We start from the raw sequence: 19353 nt of genomic DNA, 5'->3' as shown, positions 1-19353 counted from the left end.
CGCCACCCTAGAAGCCCCCGGGAAGATCGTCATCTCCCGGAAACACGCCGGTGTGAAGCTCGGCGCATGAAGACGTACCCCGCTCCACTCATCGAGGAGAACCGCTCCCACCCGCACCTCGCCGACCTGGTGGGCGCCTACCACCTGGACAACCAGGAGGTGAAGGGGACGCCCGTGGCGACGGTCGCCGAGCTCCCGGCCGTATACCGCGGGGAGGCCGAGGACCCGGCCGCCGCGTTCGCCGCCGACACGGTCCTGCTGGCCACCCCGCCCGGCGGGGACGGACCGGCCGGCTGCGTCGTCCTGAAGGCCTCCCGCGAGGGACGCGCGCCCGAGGTCAAGCGCCTCTGGGTCGCGCCCGGGGCCCGCCGGAAGGGCCTGGCGAGGGCCCTCGTGGCCGAGGCCCTGCACCGGGCCGCCGCCCTCGGGGCGTCCTCGGTGCGCCTCACGGTCTGGGACCGGCGGCGGGAGCCGCTCGCCCTCTACCTGAGCCTCGGCTTCGAGACCGTCCCCTCCTGGGACCCCCGCCCCGGCCTCCTCTGCCTGGAGAAGCCGCTCGCGGCCGACCGCGTCGAGCTCCTCACCCCCGACGCCGTGCGCGCCCACGCCCCCGGCGGCCTCGCCGCGCTCCTCGTGGACGCCGTGGACGACGGGGCCTCCGTCGGCTTCACGGCCCCCCTGAACACCGCCGGGGCGGCCTCCTGGTGGCTCCGGGCCGCCGGAGAGGCCGAGGAGGGCGTACGGGACGTCTGGGCGGCCCTGGACGGCGCGGGGCGCCCCACCGGGGCCGTCACCCTCGTCCGCGCCGGCGCCGCCAACGGCCGGCACCGGGGCGAGATCGCCCGGCTTCTGGTCCACCGCTCCGCCCGGGGCCGGGGCCTCGGTCGGCGGCTGCTCGCCACGGCCGAGGCGCACGCCGCCGCCACCGGCCTGACCCTGCTGGTCCTGGACACGCAGACCGGCAGCCCGGCCGAGCGCCTCTACCGGGGCGCGGGCTGGACGGCCGCCGGGACGATCCCGGACTTCGCCGCCGACCCCGCCGGGGTCCTGCGCGCGACCACGCTGTACTACAAGCGGCTCGGTTAGGGCACGCGAAAGGGCCCCGGGGGGCTGTTCGCCTCCCGGGGCCCTTCCGTACGCCGTCCGCCGCCTACGGCAGCTGCGCCGCCCGCGCCTCCCGGCTCTCGCGCCGGTTGCCGCGGAAGGTGTTCACCCGGCGGGCCGTCGCGAAGAGGGGGATCACGGCGCCCATCACGACCTGAAGCGCGCAGCCGGTCTGGAGCAGGAACTGACCGCCCGGGGCGTCGAACGCCCAGGCCGCCAGCATGCCCATCGCGCCGACGATCCAGGAGAGCATCGCCACCGCGAGCACACCGCGCGGCTTCGGGTACTCGACCCGGCTCACCATCAGCCAGGCGACCCCGATGATCGCGAGGAGCGTCGGGACGAACGGCAGCTCCAGGAGCACGATCGAGACCACCGTCAGCGCGCCGAAGGGGCTCGGCATGCCCTGGAACATGCCGTCCTTCATGGTCACGCAGGAGAATCTCGCGAGCCTGAGGACCACCGCGAGCAGCACCACGATCGCGGCCACCGCCGAGACCTTCTGCTGCGCGTCGTCCGCGACCATCCCGTACACGAGCACGAAGTAGGCCGGGGCCAGACCGAAGCTGATCAGGTCCGACAGGTTGTCGAGCTCGGCGCCCATCGGGGACGAGCGGAGCTTGCGCGCCACGATCCCGTCGAAGAGGTCGAAGATCGCCGCGCACAGCATCAGGATCACGGCGGTGGCGGCGCTGTTGCGCGCCATGCCGGTCTCGGTGCTGCCCGTCAGGTGCGGGATGAGGATGCCGGTGGTGGTGAAGTACACCGCCATGAATCCGCACGTGGCGTTACCGAGCGTGAGGGCGTCCGCTATGGACAGCCTCAGCGACAGCGGCATCTCCTCGGCGTCTTCGGCGTCCGTCTCGGCGCCGGCGGCCCAGTCGCCCGCCCGTGCGTCGGGATCAATCACGGTCAATGCGAGTCACCCCCGCCGTGGTGACCTGCCCGACCTCGACCGCGACCTCGACGCCCTCGGGGAGGTAGATGTCGACGCGCGAGCCGAAGCGGATCAGGCCGATGCGCTCGCCCTGCTCCACCTTCGTCCCCTGCGGGACGTACGGCACGATGCGCCGGGCGACGGCACCCGCGATCTGGACCATCTCGATGTCGCCGAGCTCGGTGTCGAAGTGCCAGACGACGCGCTCGTTGTTCTCGCTCTCCTTGTTGAACGCCGGGACGAACCCACCGGGGACGTGCTCCACGGACGTCACCGTGCCGGCCAGCGGCGCGCGGTTGACGTGGACGTTCAGGGGGCTCATGAAGATGGCGACCCGGGTGCGCCCGTCCTTCCACGGCATGATGCTCTGCACCACGCCGTCGGCGGGGGAGACGACCCGGCCCCGAGCGATCTCGCGCTCGGGGTCGCGGAAGAACCACAGCATGCCGGCCGCGAGAGCGGTGGTCGGCACGGCGATGGCCGCGGCGCGCCGCGACGTGCGGGCGCGCACGAGGCTGAGCGCCGCGGTGGCGACGGTCGGCAGGAGCCACGGCGATGCTCCGCGCGCGAGGCGTACGCCCTTGAGGCTGTCGCGGTGTGCAGAGGTTTGGCTGTGGGGCATGGATGACCTTCGTAGCGGATGATGCCGCGCAGGCAACGGGGACGGCGGCTTTCCGGCGATGCTATCGGTTGCGGGGCGCAACTGGGCAAGCCAGGAACCGAGTCGGAGGCCGGAAGACGAACACAGGGTGTGATCTTCTTCGCGGCCTTACCGGCTCAAAAGCGACAATCATCCCTGGAATCGGTACTCCTCGAGCAGCCGACGACCAATGATCATTTTCTGGATCTCGGCGGTACCTTCGCCGATGAGCAGCATCGGCGCCTCGCGGTAGAGGCGCTCGATCTCGTACTCCTTCGAGAACCCGTATCCACCGTGGATACGGAAGGCGTCCTCGACGACCTCCTTGCAGTACTCGGAGGCGAGGTACTTCGCCATCCCTGCTTCGAGGTCGTTTCGTTCCCCGGAGTCCTTTTTGCGTGCTGCGTTGACCATCATCGCATGAGCGGCCTCGACCTTGGTAGCCATTTCGGCCAGCTTGAACTGGATCGCCTGGTGCTGGGCGATGGCCTTGCCGAAAGTGTGACGCTGCTGGGCATACGAGACACCCAGCTCAAATGCACGCTGAGCGACGCCGCAACCACGGGCCGCCACGTTCACGCGCCCGACCTCGACACCGTCCATCATTTGGTAAAACCCTCGGCCGGTTTCCCCGCCGAGTACACGATTGGCCGGAATGCGCAGTCCGTCCATGATGAGCTCGGTCGTGTCGACGCCCTTGTAGCCCATCTTGTCGATCTTCCCGGGGATGGTGAGGCCCGGACGGACCTCTCCGAAGCCGGGTTCCTTCTCCACGAGGAAGGTCGTCATCGACTTGTGGGGGGCGGTGCCCTCGGGGTGTCCTTCGTCACTACGGACCAGGACGGCCACCAGCGACGAGGTGCCGCCGTTCGTCAGCCACATCTTCTGGCCGTTGAGGACGTACTCGTCGCCGTCCTTCACCGCCTTCGACGTGATGGCCGACACGTCCGAGCCGAGGGCCGGCTCCGACATCGAGAACGCGCCGCGCGTCTCGCCGGCCGCCATCCGCGGGAGGAAGTGCTCCTTCTGCTCCTGCGTGCCGTGCTGCTTGAGCATGTACGCCACGATGAAGTGGGTGTTGATGATGCCGGAGACCGACATCCAGCCGCGGGCGATCTCCTCCACGCACAGCGCGTAGGTGAGCAGCGACTCGCCCAGGCCCCCGTACTCCTCGGGGATCATCAGGCCGAAGACGCCGAGCTCCTTGAGCCCGTCCACGATCTGCTGGGGGTACTCGTCGCGGTGCTCCAGGTCCGTCGCGACCGGGATGATCTCCTTGTCGACGAAGTCCCGGACGGTGGCGAGGATCTCCTGCTGGACGTCGGTCAGACCGTGGGTCTGGGCGAGTCGCGCCATGACTACTTCTCCGTCTTCTTGGAGGGCTCGACGAGCGTGGGGCGGCCGGGCTGCTCCCCGCCGCGCTCCTTGATGTACGTCTCGGTGGGGACCATCACCTTGCGGCGGAAGACGCACACCAGGGTGCCGTCCTGCTTGTAGCCCTTGGTCTCCACGTACACGATGCCGCGGTCGTTCTTCGACTTCGACGGGGTCTTGTCGAGGACCGTCGTCTCGCCGTAGATCGTGTCGCCGTGGAAGGTCGGCGCCACGTGCCGCAGCGACTCGATCTCCAGGTTGGCGATGGCCTTGCCGGAGACGTCCGGCACGGACATGCCGAGCAGCAGCGAGTAGACGTAGTTGCCGACGACGACGTTCTTGCCGAAGTCCGTCGTGTTCTCGGCGTAGTTCACGTCCATGTGCAGCGGATGGTGGTTCATCGTGAGCAGACAGAAGAGGTGGTCGTCGTACTCCGTGACCGTCTTCCCGGGCCAGTGCTTGTAGACGGCACCGACCTCGAACTCCTCGTACGTGCGGCCGAACTGCATGGGGATCAGGCCTCCGGGATCTCGAACTTGCCGGTGCGCCGCATGCCGGCGGCGCGGCCCTTGCCGGAGATGACCAGGGCCATCTTGCGGGAGGCCTCGTCGATCATCTCGTCGCCGAGCATCGCGGAGCCCTTCTTCCCGCCGGCCTCGGACGTGTAGTAGTCGTACGCGTCGAGGATCAGCTCGGCGTGGTCGTAGTCCTCCTGCGAGGGCGAGAAGATCTCGTTCGCGGCGGCGACCTGGTCCGGGTGCAGCACCCACTTGCCGTCGAAGCCGAGGGCGGCGGCGCGCTGCGCGACGGCCTTGTAGCCCTCCTGGTTGCGGATCTGGAGGTAGGGGCCGTCGATCGCCTGGAGGTCGTTGGCGCGGGCGGCCATCAGGATGCTCATCAGGATGTGGTGGTAGGCGTCCGCCGGGTAGCCGGGCGGCTGCTCGCCCACGACCAGCGACTTCATGTTGATGGAGGCCATGAAGTCGGCCGGGCCGAAGATGATCGTCTCGACGCGCTGGGAGGCCTGCGCGATGGCGTTGACGTTGGTCAGGCCCTGCGCGTTCTCGATCTGCGCCTCGATGCCGATCCTGCCGACCTCGAAGCCCATCGTCTTCTCGATCTGGGTGAGCAGCAGGTCGAGCGCGACGATCTGCTGCGCGTCCTGGACCTTCGGCAGCATGATGCAGTCGAGGTTCTGGCCGGCGCCCTCGACGACCGTGACGACGTCCCGGTACGTCCAGTGGGTCGTCCAGTCGTTCACGCGGACCACGCGCGTCTTGCCGGTCCAGTCGCCCTCGTTCAGGAACTTCACGATGGTGTGCCGGGCGTCGGGCTTGGCCAGCGGGGCGCAGGCGTCCTCCAGGTCCAGGAAGACCTGGTCGGCGGCGAGGCCCTGGGCCTTCTCCAGGAAGCGCGGGTTGGAGCCGGGGACCGCCAGGCAGGAACGGCGGGGGCGCAGCCGGTTCACGGGGGACGCGGGGCTGGTCATGCGGGGACCTCCAGGGGATCGAGCTTGTTCGCTTTCCGGATCTCGTCGACGATACGGCCGATGATCTCCGTGATACCGAAGTCCTTCGGTGTGAAGACGGCGGCCACACCCGCGCGCCTCAGTTCTGCGGCGTCGGCGTTCGGGATGATCCCGCCGACGATGACCGGGATGTCGGCCGCGCCCGCCTCGCGGAGGCGCTCCAGGACGTCCGGGACCAGCTCGGCGTGCGAGCCGGAGAGGATCGACAGGCCCACGCAGTGCACGTCCTCGGCCAGGGCCGCGTCGACGATCTGCTCCGGGGTCAGCCGGATCCCCTGGTAGACCACCTCGAAGCCGGCGTCGCGCGCGCGTACGGCGATCTGCTCGGCCCCGTTGGAGTGCCCGTCCAGACCGGGCTTGCCGACGAGCAGCCGCAGCCGTCCGGCGTTCAGCTCCCCGGCGGTCCGCGCCACCTTCTCCCGTACGAGGGCCAGCGGCGTGCCCGCCTCGGCCGTCACCGCGACCGGGGCGGAGGAGACGCCCGTCGGGGCGCGGAACTCGCCGAAGACGTCCCGCAGCGCCCAGGACCACTCCCCGGTGGTGACGCCCGCACGCGCGCACTCCAGGGTGGCGGCGAAGAGGTTGCCGTCACCGGCCGCCACCGCCTTCAGCGCCGCCAGGGACTCCTGGGCGCGGGCCTCGTCGCGGTTGTCGCGCCACTCGTGGAGGGCGGCGACCACCCGCGCCTCGTTCGCCGGGTCCACCGTCATGATCGCGGTGTCCAGGTCGGCGGTGAGGGGGTTCTCCTCGGTGCCCTGGAAGATGTTGACGCCGACGATCTTCTCCTCGCCGGCCTCGATCCGGGCGCGCCGCTCGGCGTGCGAGGAGACGAGCTGCGACTTGAGGTAGCCGGACTCGACGGCGGCCATCGCGCCGCCCATCTCCTGGATCCGGTCGATCTCGGCCAGGCACTCCTCGACGAGGGCGTCCACCTTGGCCTCGATCACGTGCGAGCCGGCGAAGATGTCCTCGTACTCCAGCAGGTCGGACTCGTGGGCGAGCACCTGCTGGATGCGGAGCGACCACTGCTGGTCCCAGGGCCGGGGCAGCCCGAGGGCCTCGTTCCAGGCGGGGAGCTGGACGGCCCGCGCGCGGGCGTCCTTGGAGAGGGTGACGGCCAGCATCTCCAGGACGATCCGCTGGACGTTGTTCTCCGGCTGGGCCTCGGTCAGGCCGAGCGAGTTGACCTGGACGCCGTAGCGGAACCGGCGCTGCTTGGCGTTCTCGATGCCGTACCGCTCGTGGGTGATCTTGTCCCAGATGCGCCCGAAGGCGCGCATCTTGCACATCTCCTCGACGAAGCGGACGCCCGCGTTCACGAAGAACGAGATGCGGGCGACCACTTCGCCGAAGCGGTCCTCCGGCACCTGGCCGGAGTCCCGGACCGCGTCGAGCACCGCGACGGCGGTGGACATCGCGTACGAGATCTCCTGGACCGGGGTGGCTCCGACCTCCTGCAGGTGGTAGCTGCAGATGTTGATCGGGTTCCACTTCGGGATGTTGTTCACCGTGTAGGTGATCATGTCCGTGGTGAGGCGGAGGGAGGGGCCGGGCGGGAAGACGTGCGTCCCGCGCGACAGGTACTCCTTCACGATGTCGTTCTGGGTGGTGCCCTGGAGCCCGGTGACGTCCGCGCCCTGCTCCTCCGCGACCACCTGGTAGAGCGCCAGGAGCCACATCGCCGTGGCGTTGATCGTCATCGAGGTGTTCATCTGCTCCAGGGGGATGTCCTGGAACAGCCGGCGCATGTCGCCGAGGTGCGAGACGGGGACGCCGACCCGGCCGACCTCGCCGCGGGCGAGGACGTGGTCGGGGTCGTACCCGGTCTGCGTCGGCAGGTCGAAGGCGACCGAGAGGCCGGTCTGGCCCTTGGCGAGGTTGCGCCGGTACAGCTCGTTGGACGCCTCGGCGGTCGAGTGACCGGCGTACGTCCGCATGAGCCACGGCCGGTCCTTCTGGCGCTCAGTCATCTGTCGTCCCGGGTGTCAGATGTTGCGGAAGCGGTTGATGGCGTCGATGTGCCGGGCCCGCAGCTCCGGGTCGCGCACGCCCAGGCCCTCCTCGGGCGAGAGGGCGAGGACGCCGACCTTGCCCTGGTGGAGGTTGCGGTGGACGTCGTAGGCGGCCTGGCCGGTCTCCTCCAGGGAGTAGACCTTCGACAGGGTCGGGTGGATCTTGCCCTTGGCGATCAGGCGGTTGGCCTCCCACGCCTCGCGGTAGTTCGCGAAGTGCGAGCCGATGATCCGCTTGAGCGACATCCACAGGTAGCGGTTGTCGTACTGGTGCATGTAGCCGGAGGTGGAGGCGCAGGTGGTGATGGTGCCGCCCTTGCGGGTGACGTACACGGAGGCGCCGAAGGTCTCGCGGCCCGGGTGCTCGAAGACGATGTCGATGTCCTCGCCGCCGGTGAGCTCGCGGATGCGCTTGCCGAAGCGCTTCCACTCCTTCGGGTCCTGGGTGTTCTCGTCCTTCCAGAACTTGTAGCCCTCGGCGTTGCGGTCGATGACCGCCTCGGCGCCCATGGACCGGCAGATGTCGGCCTTCTCGGGGGAGGAGACGACGCAGATCGGGTTGGCGCCGCCGGCCAGGGCGAACTGCGTGGCGTACGAGCCGAGGCCGCCGCTGGCGCCCCAGATGAGGACGTTGTCGCCCTGCTTCATGCCGGCGCCGTTGCGGGAGACCAGCTGGCGGTAGGCGGTGGAGTTGACGAGGCCCGGGGCCGCCGCCTCCTCCCAGCTCAGGTGGTCCGGCTTCGGCATCAGCTGGTTGGACTTGACGAGGGCGATCTCCGCCAGGCCGCCGAAGTTGGTCTCGAAGCCCCAGATGCGCTGCTCGGGGTCGAGCATCGTGTCGTTGTGGCCGTCCGAGGACTCCAGCTCGACCGAGAGGCAGTGCGCGACGACCTCGTCGCCGGGCTTCCAGGAGTTGACGCCCGGACCGGTGCGCAGGACGACGCCCGCGAGGTCGGAGCCGATGACGTGGTACGGCAGGTCGTGGCGCTTGGTGAGCTCGGAGAGGCGCCCGTAGCGCTCCAGGAAGCCGAAGGTCGAGACCGGCTCGAAGATCGAGGTCCAGACCGAGTTGTAGTTGACCGAGGAGGCCATGACGGCGACGAGCGCCTCGCCCGGGCCGAGCTCGGGCAGCGGGACCTGGTCGAGGTGGAGCGACTTGCGCGGGTCCTTGTCGCGGCTGGCGAGTCCGGTGAACATCTCCGCCTCGTCCTTGTGGACGGTGACGGCGCGGTACGACTCGGGGAGCTTGATGTTCGCGAAGTCGGCGGACGTGGAGTCCGGGGACTGGATCGCGTCCAGGATTTCCTTCACGGGTTGCCTCCGGCGGTGAGCGTCCGGGGGAGGACGCCTGAGGGTTACGGCGGTGAGGTGCTGCTGTGGAGGTGTGCCGTCGGTTCGGCTGGGTGGTGCGGTGGCGCGGCGCCGGTCGGGCGCGGGATTGCCTGTGACGCAGGCGTCCGGGCGCACGAGCCGTCGGCTTGTGGGGACAGCCGGCGCACGAGGTTGGTCTCTGCGCGCCGGCCGCCCGGACACCATCAACGTATGGCACGCCGTGTCACCTGACAAGGCACTGGGTGCCAACAATTTCACTCAGATGCAATCTGCCGGTCACACATGAGCGATGATCGATCGAATCGGCCCCTCAAACTGCTCCGACCTGGGCAAACGCCGCGTGGGCCGTTCCCGGATCCCGGGGACGGCCCACGCGGCGAGGAAGCGCTCGGAGGGGGTGGAGAGGCCTCAGGCGGTGCCGAGCGCCTTCTGGATGGTCCGCATGACCTCGTCGAGGGGCGCGTCGGTGCGCGCCACGGCGACCACCACGTCGCCGGTGGTGGAGGCCCGGACGGCGGGGGCGCTCTCCTCCCGCGTCTCCGAGGCGGAGGAGGGGGCGGGGGAGGCGGCGGACGGGGCCGGGCGGCCGGCGCCTATGCCCGATCCGAAGGTCTCCCGGACGATCGCGAAGGCGTGGTCGAGCTGGGCCTCCACGTCGCCCCGCCCGCCCGCCCGCAGCCAGCGGCGCAGCACGTGGTTGTGGGCGGTGACGACCGCGGAGGCGGCCACCTCGGCGAGCAGCGGGTCGTCGTTGCCGTCGTGGTGGTCGCGCTCGTCGAAGTGCCCGAGGAGGTAGCGGGTGAAGAGGCGCTCGTAGCGGGCCACCGAGGCGATCTCCCGCTCCCGCAGGGTCGGCACCTCGCGGGTGAGCCGGTAGCGCTCCACGGAGACCGCGGGGGACCCCGCGTACATCTTCATGACCTCCTTGATGCCCCGGCACACCGTGTCGAGCGGGTGCTCGTGCGGCGGCGCGGCGTTCAGCACCGCCTCCGCCCGCACCAGGGTGTCGTCGTGGTCGGGGAAGATCGCCTCTTCCTTGGACCGGAAGTGCCGGAAGAAGGTCCGCCGCGCGACCCCGGCCGTGGCCGCGATCTCGTCCACCGTGGTGGCCTCGTACCCCTTGGTCGCGAAGAGTTCCATCGCGGCGGTGGCGAGCTCCCGGCGCATCTTGAGCCGCTGGGCGGCGGCACGGGTGCCCGCCGCGCTCTCCGGAGCGTCGGACGGGGAGGTGGCACGGGGTGACTTCGCGGCCTTGGACATGGTCCGAACGTACTGCATCGGAGGGGAAGTGTGCCCAGGTGGGGGCGGGGAGCCCCCCGGGGCACCGGGGGTGCCCGAGGGGCTCAGGAGCCCGCCCCAACCGGGGGTGCGGGGCTCAGCGTCGGGCATATTCGCGGAAGCCGCGACCCGTCTTGCGGCCGAGGCAGCCGGCCGCCACCAGGTGCTCCAGGAGCGGGGCGGGGGCCAGGCCGGGGTCGCGGAACTCGCGGTGCAGGACCTGCTCGATCGCGAGCGAGACGTCCAGGCCGACCACGTCGAGCAGTTCGAACGGGCCCATCGGGTAGCCGCCGCCCAGCTTCATGGCCGCGTCGATGTCGTCCAGGGTCGCGTAGTGCTCCTGGACCATCTTGACCGCGTTGTTCAGGTACGGGAAGAGCAGCGCGTTCACGATGAAGCCGGCCCGGTCGCCGCAGTCCACCGGATGCTTGCGGATCTTCGCGGTGACCTCGCGGACGGTGGCGTGGACGTCGTCGCCGGTCAGGACCGTGCGGACGATCTCCACCAGCTTCATCGCGGGCGCCGGGTTGAAGAAGTGCATCCCGATGACGTCCTGCGGGCGCGTGGTGGCGCGGGCGCAGGCCACGACCGGCAGCGAGGAGGTCGTGGTGGCGAGCACCGCGCCCGGCCTGCAGATCTTGTCGAGCCGCGCGAACAGGTCCTGCTTGACCGCCAGGTCCTCCGCGACCGCCTCGACCGCCAGGTCGACCTCGGCGAAGGCGTCGAGCGTGCCGGCCGGGGTGATCAGGGCGAGCACGGTGTCGCGGGCCTCGGCCGTCATCCGGCCCCGGGACACCGAGCGCTCCAGGGACTTGGCGATCCGGGCCTTGGCGGCGTCCGCCTTCTCCTGGGAGCGGGCGGCGAGCACGACCTCGTACCCGGCCTTGGCGAAGACCTCCGCGATGCCGGAGGCCATGGTGCCCGAGCCGGCGACGCCGACCGAGCGGACCTCGCGCCCGCCGCCGCCCTCCGCCGAGGTCAGCGGGGTCAGCGCGTCGCGCACCACCTCGTCGGAACCCGGCGCCGCGTACGTGTAGAAGCCGCGGCCCGCCTTGCGGCCGGTCAGGCCCGCCTCGCTGAGCTGCTTGAGGATCGGGGCCGGGGCGTGCAGCCGGTCGTGCGAGGAGGCGTACATGGCCTCCAGGACCGTACGGGCCGTGTCCACGCCGATCAGGTCGAGCAGCGCGAGCGGGCCCATCGGCAGGCCGCAGCCCAGCTTCATCGCCGCGTCGATGTCCTCGCGGGAGGCGTACTTGGCCTCGTACATGGCGGCGGCCTGGTTCAGGTAGCCGAAGAGCAGCCCGTCCGCGATGAAGCCGGCCCGGTCCCCGACCGCCACCGGCTCCTTGCCGAGGTCCTGGGCGAGCCGGGTGACGGCGTCGACGGCCCGCGGGTCGGTCAGCACCGAGGAGACCACCTCGACCAGCTTCATGGCCTGGACCGGGGTGAAGAAGTGCAGGCCGAGGACCCGCTCGGGGTGGGCCGAGTCGGCCGCGAGCCGGGTGACGGAGAGCGCGTTGGTGCCGGTGGCCAGGATCGCGTCGGGCCGGACGATGCCGTCCAGGGCCCGGAAGACCTCCTGCTTCGCCTCGTACGACTCCGGCACGACCTCGATCACCAGGTCGGCCCCGGCGGCCGCCTGGAGGTCGGAGAAGGTGCGGAAGCGGGCCAGGACGTCCTGCCGCTCCTCCTCGGTGATCCGCTCGCGGGCCACGGCGCGGGCTGTGGAGGCCTCCAGGGCGGCGACGGCCCGGGCGGCGGCGGTGTCGCTGACGTCGATGCCGATGACCTCGCGGCCGGCCCGGGCGAGGACGTCGGCGATGCCCGCGCCCATGGTGCCGAGACCGACGACGGCGATGGTGGAGAGAGGGGTGTCCATCAGGGGACTCCAGAGAGGAAGAGTGACGACTGAGGGCAGTGCGTGCGGGTGGTGCCGCCGAATTGCGCGAGCGCGGGGCGAATCGCGGGAAACACACGGGAAGGAGCCCGCGGAAAGGGGCGGCGCCCGGTGGAGAAAGGGGAGACGGGCTCTGTCCCGGAGCCGCGTCGAAACTGCCGAACCGACGTACGCTCACCACGGCTGCGTCACCAGGCCGTTGTGAGAAGCGGGGGTTGACCCGCTCACCCGAGACTAACCGGCGGGTAACGAGCGCGCCAGTCCCGGGAAGTTGGGAAAATGTGATCTGGGTCGCGGATAGGCTCGGATTCATGGAATACGCCGAGGATCCGGAATTCTGCTCGATGATCGATCGATTGCGCGACGAGATCGAAAAGGGCACCGGGAAAGTCCCGGCGGCATTCGGCCGGCTCGTGGAGACCGGCGACCCCGGGGAGCTGCCCGGCGACCCCGAGGAACTGCACCGCCTCCTCGCCGCGCCCGGACAGCCGCTCTGGGCCCGCGAGGTCGCCGCCTACGCCCTCGGCGTCGCCGGCGACCGGCGCGCCTTCGAGGCCCTCGTCCTCCTCCTCAACCACCGCGACCCCGAGCGCTGCGTCACCGCCGCCCACGCCCTGGCCCGGCTCGGCGACCCCCGTACCGCCCGCGCGGCCGCCGCCCTCGCCACCAACGAACTCCGGGCCGCCTACGCCCTGCTGCCGGTCCGGCTGCTCGCCGAACTGCGCGCCCCCGAGTCCGTACCGGCCCTGATCACCGTCCTCGAACGGCGCCTCCCGGCCGACGACCCCCACTGGCGGGTCGGCCTCGCGTGCGTCGAGGGCCTCGGCGCCCTCGGCGACCCCCGGGCCCGCCCCGCCCTGGAGGCCGCCCTGCCGCACCCGCGCCTCGGCGCGGCGGCCGCGCGCTCACTGGGCCTGCTCGGCCCGGAGCACGCGGCCGAACGCGCCTGAGGGAAGGGGAGTTCGGCGCGTACGGCCGTTCGACGTGTCAGGTCGTCCGGCGCGTACGGCCATCCGGCGCGTACGGCCGTTCAGCGCACGTGCCCGAGGAGGCCGTGCAGGGTGGTGCCGGCCGGTACCGCCCGCCCGGCCCCCGCGCGCGTGCCGCTCTTCTCCGGGGGCTTCGACCCGTTCGTGACGACGGGCTCGGGCTCCGGCTCCGGGAGCGCGGCGCAGACCGCGTCCGCCTCGGCGCCGTCCTCGCCGCGCGGGACCTTCCCCGTGGCCAGGTAGGCGGCCAGGTGCTCGTCGAGGCAGTCGTTCCCGGCGAGCGTCACGCCGTGGTTGCCGCCGCCCTCCTCCACGACCAGGCTGGAGCGGCGCAGCAGCCGGTGCGCGGCCACCGCGCCCTCGTACGGCGTCGCCGCGTCGTCCGTCGCCTGGAGGACGAGGACCGGCGGCAGCCGGTCGTTGCGGACGTCCGTCGGGGCCAGGGAATCCACCGGCCAGAACGCGCACGGCGCGTTGTACCAGGTGTTGTTCCAGGTGGAGAACGGCGCCTTGGTGTGCGTCTTCCACGCGTCCTTGCGCCAGACGTTCCAGTCGCGCGGCCAGGCCGCGTCCCGGCACTGCACGGCCGCGTAGACCGAGTAGCCGTTGTCGGCGGCCGCGTCGGCCTCCCCGTACCGCTCGTACGCCTCGACCAGCGGCCCGGAGTCCCCCTCGTCGACGTACGCGGAGAAGGCGCTCGCGAGCCTGGGCCAGTAGCCGTCGTAGTACCCGCCGGGCAGGAAGGTGTCCTCCAGCTCGCCCGGCCCGACCCTCCCGCCGGCCGGCTCCGCGCGCACCGCGTCGCGCATCCGGTACCAGGCGGCCTCGACCGCCGCCGGGTCGGTGCCGAGTCGGTACGTGGCGTCGTACCGGGCCACCCACGCCATGAAGTCCTTGTGGCGCGCGTCGAAGGCGGAGTTCTGGGCGACGTTGCTCTCGTACCAGACCCCGTGCGGGTTGACGACGGAGTCGAGCGCCATGCGCCGCACCCGGTCGGGGAAGAGCCGCGCGTACACGGCGCCCAGATAGGTGCCGTACGAGTAGCCGAGGTAGTTGAGCCTCGGCGCGCCGAGCGCGTCCCGGATCGCGTCCAGGTCCTTCGCCGCGCTCACGGTGTCGATGTACGGCAGCACGTCGGCGTACTTCTCGCCGCAGGCCCGCGCGAAGGCCCGCGCCCGCTCGATCCCCGTCCGCTCGGCCCGGGAGCCGCGCGGCACCGAGTCGGGGCGGACCGGGTCGAAGTGGCCGGGCAGGCAGTCGAGCGCGGGTTCGCTCTTCCCGACCCCGCGCGGGTCGAAGCCGATCACGTCGTACTGGGCGGCCACCGCCGGGGGCAGCGACGCCGCCACGTACCCCGCCATGCCGCGCCCGCTGCCGCCGGGCCCGCCCGGGTTCACGAGCAGCGGCCCCTGGAAGGTCTCCGCGGTGTGCGGGACCCGGGTCAGGGCGAGCGTGATCCGCCGCCCGCCCGGGTCGTCGTGGTCGAGCGGCACCTCCAGGGTGGCGCACTGGAGCCTCGGGTACGCCTGGGTGGCGCAGTCGGTCCAGGCGAGCCGGGGGAGCGGGCGGGGGGCCGGGTCGGCGGCGTCCGCGGTCGCGGCGGGCAGCGCGGTGACCGTCCCGGCCACCAGAGCTCCAGCGGCGATCAGCATTCCTGCGCGTGGGGTCATAGGGCCTTTGTGCCTCGAACGGGCCCCGGCGGGACCCGTTCCGCCCGGAGTTGACCCGAAAGGAGGGGACCGGACGGCGTGTCAGACGGGCCGGTCCGATGATCCGCCCGGCCGCCGGGGCCCTGATTCCCGATTCCCGATTCCCGGTTCTCGGACGAAGTCCTCGGGGAAAGTCCTCGAAGGAAGTTCTCAGAGGAAGGTGAGCCGCTCCGGCCCGTCCGAGGCGTCCGCCTCCTCCGGTACGGCGATCCGGCGCGTCCCGCCGTGCCCGGCGGGCCCCATGCCGAACTCGGCCGCGAACTCGTGCACCTGACGGGTGATCCGACGCTGGTACCAGGTCGGCGCGTAGGCTCCGTCCGCGTACAACCGCCCGTACCGCCGCACCAGGTCCGGGTGGTGGCGCCCCAGCCACTCCGCGAACCACTCGCGGGCGCCCGGCCGCAGGTGCAGGACGAGCGGGGTGACCGAACTCGCCCCGGCCTCGGCCACCGCCCGGACCGTCGCGCGCAGCTGCTCGGGCCGGTCGCTCAGGAAGGGCACCACGGGGGCCATCAGGACCCCGCAGTCGACGCCGTTCCGGACGAGCGCGCGGACGACGTCGAGGCGGCTCTGCGGGGAGGGGGCGCCGGGCTCGACCGTGCGCCACAGCTCCCGGTCGGTGAAGCCGACGGAGACGGAGGCGCCGACCTCGGTGACCCGGGCAGCCTGGGTCAGCAGCTCCAGGTCGCGCAGGATCAGGGTGCCCTTGGTGAGGATCGAGAAGGGGTTGGCGCGGTCGCGCAGGGCGGTGAGGATCCCCGGCATCAGGCCGTACCGCCCCTCCGCCCGCTGGTAGCAGTCGACGTTGGTGCCCACGGCGATGTGCGCGCCCTGCCAGCGGGGCGAGGCGAGCTGGCGGGCGAGCAGTTCCGGGGCGTTGACCTTGACGACGATCCGGGAGTCGAAGTCGGGGCCGGTGTCGAGACCGAGGTGGGCGTGGGACCTGCGGGCGAAGCAGTACACGCACGCGTGCGTGCAGCCCCGGTAGGGGTTGACCGTCCACTCGAACGGCATCCGGGAGGCGCCGGGGACCCGGTCCAGGACCGACCGGGCCCGCACCTCGTGGAAGGTGACGCCCCGGAGCTCGGGGGAGTCGAAGGTCCGGGTGGTGACCGCGTCCGTACCGAACAGGGAGAGGTCGGCGGGAACGGAGGGGTTCGCAGGGGTTTCGTCCGGGTCGTCCCGGTGCATGAACGCCTCCTCGATCACTCGGATCCGGCCGTTCGCTCAGAATAGAACACTTGTTCCCTTGATCGCCTCAACCCGGATTTCGCGCCCCGGAGCGCACGTGGTTCGCTTGGCCCGCAACCCCGAGGAACCACGAGCTGGAGGAAGTCAATGGCGCAGGTCGAGGCCACGACGGAACGGATCATCGCCGCGGACGCCGAGACGGTGTTCGACGCCCTCGCCGACTACAGCGGCACCCGCGCGAAGCTGCTCCCCGAGCAGTTCAGCGAGTACGAGGTGCGCGAGGGCGGCGACGGCGAGGGCACCCTCGTCCACTGGAAGCTCCAGGCCACCAGCAAGCGCGTCCGCGACTGCCTCCTGGAGGTGGGCGAGCCCACCGACGGGCAGCTCGTCGAGAAGGACCGCAACTCCTCCATGGTCACCACCTGGACCGTCACCCCCGCCGGCGAGGGCAGGTCCCGCGCGGTCGTCACCACGGTCTGGAACGGCGCCGGCGGCATCGGCGGCTTCTTCGAGAAGACCTTCGCGCCCAAGGGGCTCGGCCGGATCTACGACCTCGTCCTCGCCAGGCTGGCGGCCGAGGTCGAGAAGACCGAGATCGAGGAGTCCGAGGTCGAGAAGTAACGCACGGGGGCGTTCACCGATTCGAGTGGATCGCCCGCGCCTCCCGTGACCGCGCCCGCGCGCGCCGGGGGCGCGGGCCCGCTCGTAAACGCGCTGATAAGCGCCCCAAGTGCGCCGTCCACCAGGGTCGTTCACCGCCCGGAACGCCCCTGACCCCCCGTACCGCCCGACTTGCTCCCCCTTCGCGCCCGATGCGAAGAATGGCGTGGCGCAGACGCCGTGACGAGGGGAGCAGACACGTGGGTGCGGTCACCGTGGTGAAGAACACCGAGAATGCCGTGGGCGTCGGCGGTGCCGGAGGTGCGGAGCCGTTCGCCCCGTCCCACGAACCCCCCTCGTCGCCCGGCGCCGGACCGGCCGCCCTCGACCCCCGCCGCGTCCGGCTCGTCTTCTTCGGCCTCATGCTCGCGCTGCTCCTCGCCGCCCTGGAGCAGATGATCGTCGCCACCGCCCTGCCGAAGATCGTCGGCGAACTCCAGGGCCTGGACCGGATGTCCTGGGCGATCACCGCCTACCTGCTGACCTCCACCATCGGCCTGCCGGTCTACGGCAAGCTCGGCGACCTCCTCGGCCGCAAGGGCGTCTTCCTCTTCGCCATCGTCGTCTTCGTCATCGGCTCCGGCCTCGCCGGCTGGTCCCGGACGATGGACCAGCTCATCGCCTTCCGCGCGGTCCAGGGCATCGGGGCGGGCGGCCTCATGATCGGCGTCCAGGCGATCATCGCCGACATCGTCCCGCCCCGCGAACGCGGCCGGTACATGGGCATGATCGGCGCCGCCTTCGGCCTCGCCTCCGTCGCCGGACCGCTGCTCGGCGGCTTCTTCACCGACCACGTCTCCTGGCGCTGGTGCTTCTACTTCAACGTGCCGTTCGGGCTCGTCACCCTCGCCGTCGTCGCCACCGTCCTCAAGCTCCCCAAGCCCGCCGCACGCGCGCGCTTCGACGTCCTCGGCGCCCTGCTCCTCGCCGCCGCCTCCACCTGCCTGGTCCTGCTGACCAGTTGGGGCGGCACCGAGTACGCCTGGGGCTCCCGGGTCGTCCTCGCCCTCGCCTGCGGCGCCGCGGGAACCATCCTGCTCTTCCTGGTCGTCGAGCACTTCGCGCCCGAACCCCTCATCCCGCTCCGGCTCTTCCGCGACTCCGTCTTCACCGTCACCGCCCTCGTCGGCGCCGTCGTCGGCATCGCGCTCTTCGGCGCCGCCGGCTACCTGCCCAGCTTCCTCCAGATGGTCGAGGGCGCCACCGCCACCGAGTCCGGCCTCCTGATGCTGCCGCTCATGGGCGGCATCGTCGTCGCCTCCGTCGTCTCGGGCCGGCTCATCAGCCGCACCGGCCGCTACAAGGCCTACCCGGTGGCCGGCGGGGCCCTCTCCGTCCTCGGCATGTGGCTGCTCTCCCACATGGACACCGACACCCCGCGCCTCCAGTACAGCCTCTGGCAGGCCGTCCTCGGCACCGGCATCGGCCTGGTCATGCCGGTCCTCGTGCTCGCCGTGCAGAACTCCGTGCGCCCCGCCGACCTCGGCACCGCCACCAGCGCCCACACCTACTTCCGCCAGATCGGCGGCAGCGTCGGCGCCGCGGTCTTCGGCACCCTCTTCGCCTCCCGGCTCGACGACGCCCTCGGCGACCGGCTCGCCGGCGTCCTGCCGCGGGACGGCTCCGCCACCCCGCTCCCGGCCGAGTCGATCACCCCGCAGACGGTGCACACCCTGCCGCCCGCCCTGCGCGACGCGTACGTGCAGGCGTACGCGGACGCGATGCCGCGCATCTTCCTCTACCTCGTGCCGGTCCTCGTGCTCGGCCTCGTCCTCGCCTTCTTCCTCAAGGAGAAACCGCTGGTGTCCCACCACACCCCCACCACCGAGGCCGCCGACCCCGGCACCCGGGCGGTCCCGCAGGCCCGGCACACCGCCCCCGAGCCCGCCCCCGCCGTTCCCCCGTACTCCGCCGCCCCGTCGGACCGGGGAGCCCCGCACTCCGGACTCCCCGTCTGCGGCACGGTCCAGCACCACGACGGCAGCCGCGTCCCCCGGGCCGCCCTCACCCTCATCGACGTCCAGGGGCGGCAGATCGGCCGCGGCGCGAGCGGCGAGGACGGCCGGTACGCGCTGAGCGTGCCCGGCGGGGGCGCCTACGTCCTGATCGCGGCGGCCGGCGGGCACCAGCCGCAGGCCGTCTCCGTCACCGTCGGGGACCGTCCGGTGGAGCTCGACGTCGTCCTCGGCGGCGCCGGGCGGCTCGCGGGCAGCGTCGTCACCGCCGACGGCACGCCCGTGCGGGACGCGGCCGTCACCCTCACCGACGTGCGCGGCGAGGTCGTCGCCTCCACCCGCAGCGGACGCGAGGGCGGGTACGTCATCACCGAACTGGTCGCGGGCGAGTACACGCTCGCCGCCAGCGCCCCCGCCTTCCGGCCCGCCGCGCTCCCGGTGAGCGTCCAGGCCTCCCGCGAGACCCGCCAGGACATCGAGCTCGCCGGCGGGGCCGTGCTGCGCGGGACGGTGCGGGCGGGCGGCGGGCGCCCCGTCGAGGAAGCCCGGGTCACCCTGCTCGACGCGGCGGGGAACGTCGTCGACACCCTCACCACCGGGGCCGACGGGACCTTCCGCTTCATCGACCTGTCCTCCGGCGAGTACACGGTCATCGCCGCCGGGTACCCGCCCGTCGCGACCGTCCTCCAGGTGGCCGGCGGGGGCCGCACCGAGCGCGACCTCCAGCTCGGCCACCAGGACTGAGGC

15 protein-coding genes and 1 pseudogene are annotated in these 19353 nt (G+C 71.7%); 5 read left to right on the top strand and 11 right to left on the bottom strand.

The features are described 5' to 3' along the window. Nucleotides 1–66: 66 nt before the first annotated feature. Nucleotides 67–492 (top strand): annotated as a pseudogene (locus ACFY7E_RS21600) (GNAT family N-acetyltransferase); the annotation flags it as partial. A 102-nt stretch (nt 493–594) separates the two neighbouring features. Beyond that, on the top strand, nt 595–1086 hold the full coding sequence (locus tag ACFY7E_RS21595) for a GNAT family N-acetyltransferase (protein WP_389487332.1): 492 nt from the start codon (nt 595–597) through the stop codon (nt 1084–1086). Between the two features lie 64 nt (nt 1087–1150). Here ACFY7E_RS21595 and pssA read toward each other — a convergent pair whose 3' ends face one another. From pssA to ACFY7E_RS21550, 9 genes are all read right to left on the bottom strand, one after another. Further along, nucleotides 1151–2014: a CDP-diacylglycerol--serine O-phosphatidyltransferase gene (gene pssA, locus ACFY7E_RS21590; protein WP_389487140.1), complete on the bottom strand. Its 864-nt coding sequence runs from the start codon at nt 2012–2014 to the stop codon at nt 1151–1153. Further along, the gene (locus tag ACFY7E_RS21585) at nt 2007–2663 is read right to left on the bottom strand and encodes a phosphatidylserine decarboxylase (protein ID WP_389487138.1); all 657 of its coding nucleotides are present in this window, start codon (nt 2661–2663) and stop codon (nt 2007–2009) included. Before ACFY7E_RS21585 ends, pssA begins: the two co-directional genes overlap by 8 nt. 168 nt (nt 2664–2831) lie before the next feature. Further along, nucleotides 2832–4037, bottom strand: coding sequence for an acyl-CoA dehydrogenase family protein (locus ACFY7E_RS21580; protein WP_383159886.1), 1206 nt, complete (start codon nt 4035–4037; stop codon nt 2832–2834). Between the two features lie 2 nt (nt 4038–4039). Next, nucleotides 4040–4564, bottom strand: a complete 525-nt coding sequence (locus ACFY7E_RS21575) for a MaoC family dehydratase (RefSeq protein WP_389487135.1) — start codon at nt 4562–4564, stop codon at nt 4040–4042. Nucleotides 4565–4569: 5 nt separating this feature from the next. After that, nucleotides 4570–5544 (bottom strand): HpcH/HpaI aldolase/citrate lyase family protein, encoded by a 975-nt coding sequence (locus ACFY7E_RS21570; RefSeq protein WP_383443382.1) that lies wholly within the window; start codon nt 5542–5544, stop codon nt 4570–4572. Continuing rightward, complete coding sequence (locus ACFY7E_RS21565) at nt 5541–7553, bottom strand: protein meaA (RefSeq protein WP_389487133.1); 2013 nt, start codon at nt 7551–7553, stop codon at nt 5541–5543. The genes ACFY7E_RS21570 and ACFY7E_RS21565 overlap by 4 nt, the downstream gene beginning before the upstream one ends. 15 nt (nt 7554–7568) lie before the next feature. Further along, nucleotides 7569–8906 (bottom strand): crotonyl-CoA carboxylase/reductase, encoded by a 1338-nt coding sequence (gene ccrA / locus ACFY7E_RS21560; RefSeq protein WP_383443376.1) that lies wholly within the window; start codon nt 8904–8906, stop codon nt 7569–7571. A gap of 429 nt (nt 8907–9335) precedes the next feature. Next, the gene (locus ACFY7E_RS21555) at nt 9336–10187 is read right to left on the bottom strand and encodes a TetR family transcriptional regulator (RefSeq protein ID WP_389487131.1); all 852 of its coding nucleotides are present in this window, start codon (nt 10185–10187) and stop codon (nt 9336–9338) included. A 115-nt stretch (nt 10188–10302) separates the two neighbouring features. Beyond that, a complete protein-coding gene (locus ACFY7E_RS21550; protein ID WP_389487129.1) occupies nt 10303–12084 on the bottom strand; it encodes a 3-hydroxyacyl-CoA dehydrogenase family protein in 1782 nt (593 codons plus the stop codon). A gap of 329 nt (nt 12085–12413) precedes the next feature. Here ACFY7E_RS21550 and ACFY7E_RS21545 point away from each other — a divergent pair, with 329 nt between their 5' ends. Further along, complete coding sequence (locus tag ACFY7E_RS21545; protein WP_389487127.1) at nt 12414–13052, top strand: HEAT repeat domain-containing protein; 639 nt, start codon at nt 12414–12416, stop codon at nt 13050–13052. An 80-nt stretch (nt 13053–13132) separates the two neighbouring features. Here the strand turns inward: ACFY7E_RS21545 and ACFY7E_RS21540 are convergent, their stop codons facing one another. After that, the gene (locus ACFY7E_RS21540; RefSeq protein WP_389487125.1) at nt 13133–14761 is read right to left on the bottom strand and encodes an alpha/beta hydrolase; all 1629 of its coding nucleotides are present in this window, start codon (nt 14759–14761) and stop codon (nt 13133–13135) included. Between the two features lie 189 nt (nt 14762–14950). Next, complete coding sequence (locus ACFY7E_RS21535) at nt 14951–15991, bottom strand: Rv2578c family radical SAM protein (RefSeq protein ID WP_389487123.1); 1041 nt, start codon at nt 15989–15991, stop codon at nt 14951–14953. Between the two features lie 147 nt (nt 15992–16138). Between ACFY7E_RS21535 and ACFY7E_RS21530 the strand changes: the two genes are divergently transcribed. Together ACFY7E_RS21530 and ACFY7E_RS21525 are read left to right on the top strand one after the other, a co-directional pair. Next, the gene (locus ACFY7E_RS21530) at nt 16139–16612 is read left to right on the top strand and encodes an SRPBCC family protein (RefSeq protein WP_389487121.1); all 474 of its coding nucleotides are present in this window, start codon (nt 16139–16141) and stop codon (nt 16610–16612) included. A 200-nt stretch (nt 16613–16812) separates the two neighbouring features. Further along, complete coding sequence (locus ACFY7E_RS21525; RefSeq protein WP_389487119.1) at nt 16813–19350, top strand: MFS transporter; 2538 nt, start codon at nt 16813–16815, stop codon at nt 19348–19350. Nucleotides 19351–19353 lie beyond the last annotated feature (3 nt).

The sequence above is a fragment of the Streptomyces sp. NPDC012825 genome, from assembly GCF_042900925.1.
Taxonomy (GTDB): domain Bacteria; phylum Actinomycetota; class Actinomycetes; order Streptomycetales; family Streptomycetaceae; genus Streptomyces.
The sequence above is the reverse complement of the archived record's forward strand: the minus strand, read 5'-3'. Positions and strand labels throughout refer to the sequence as shown.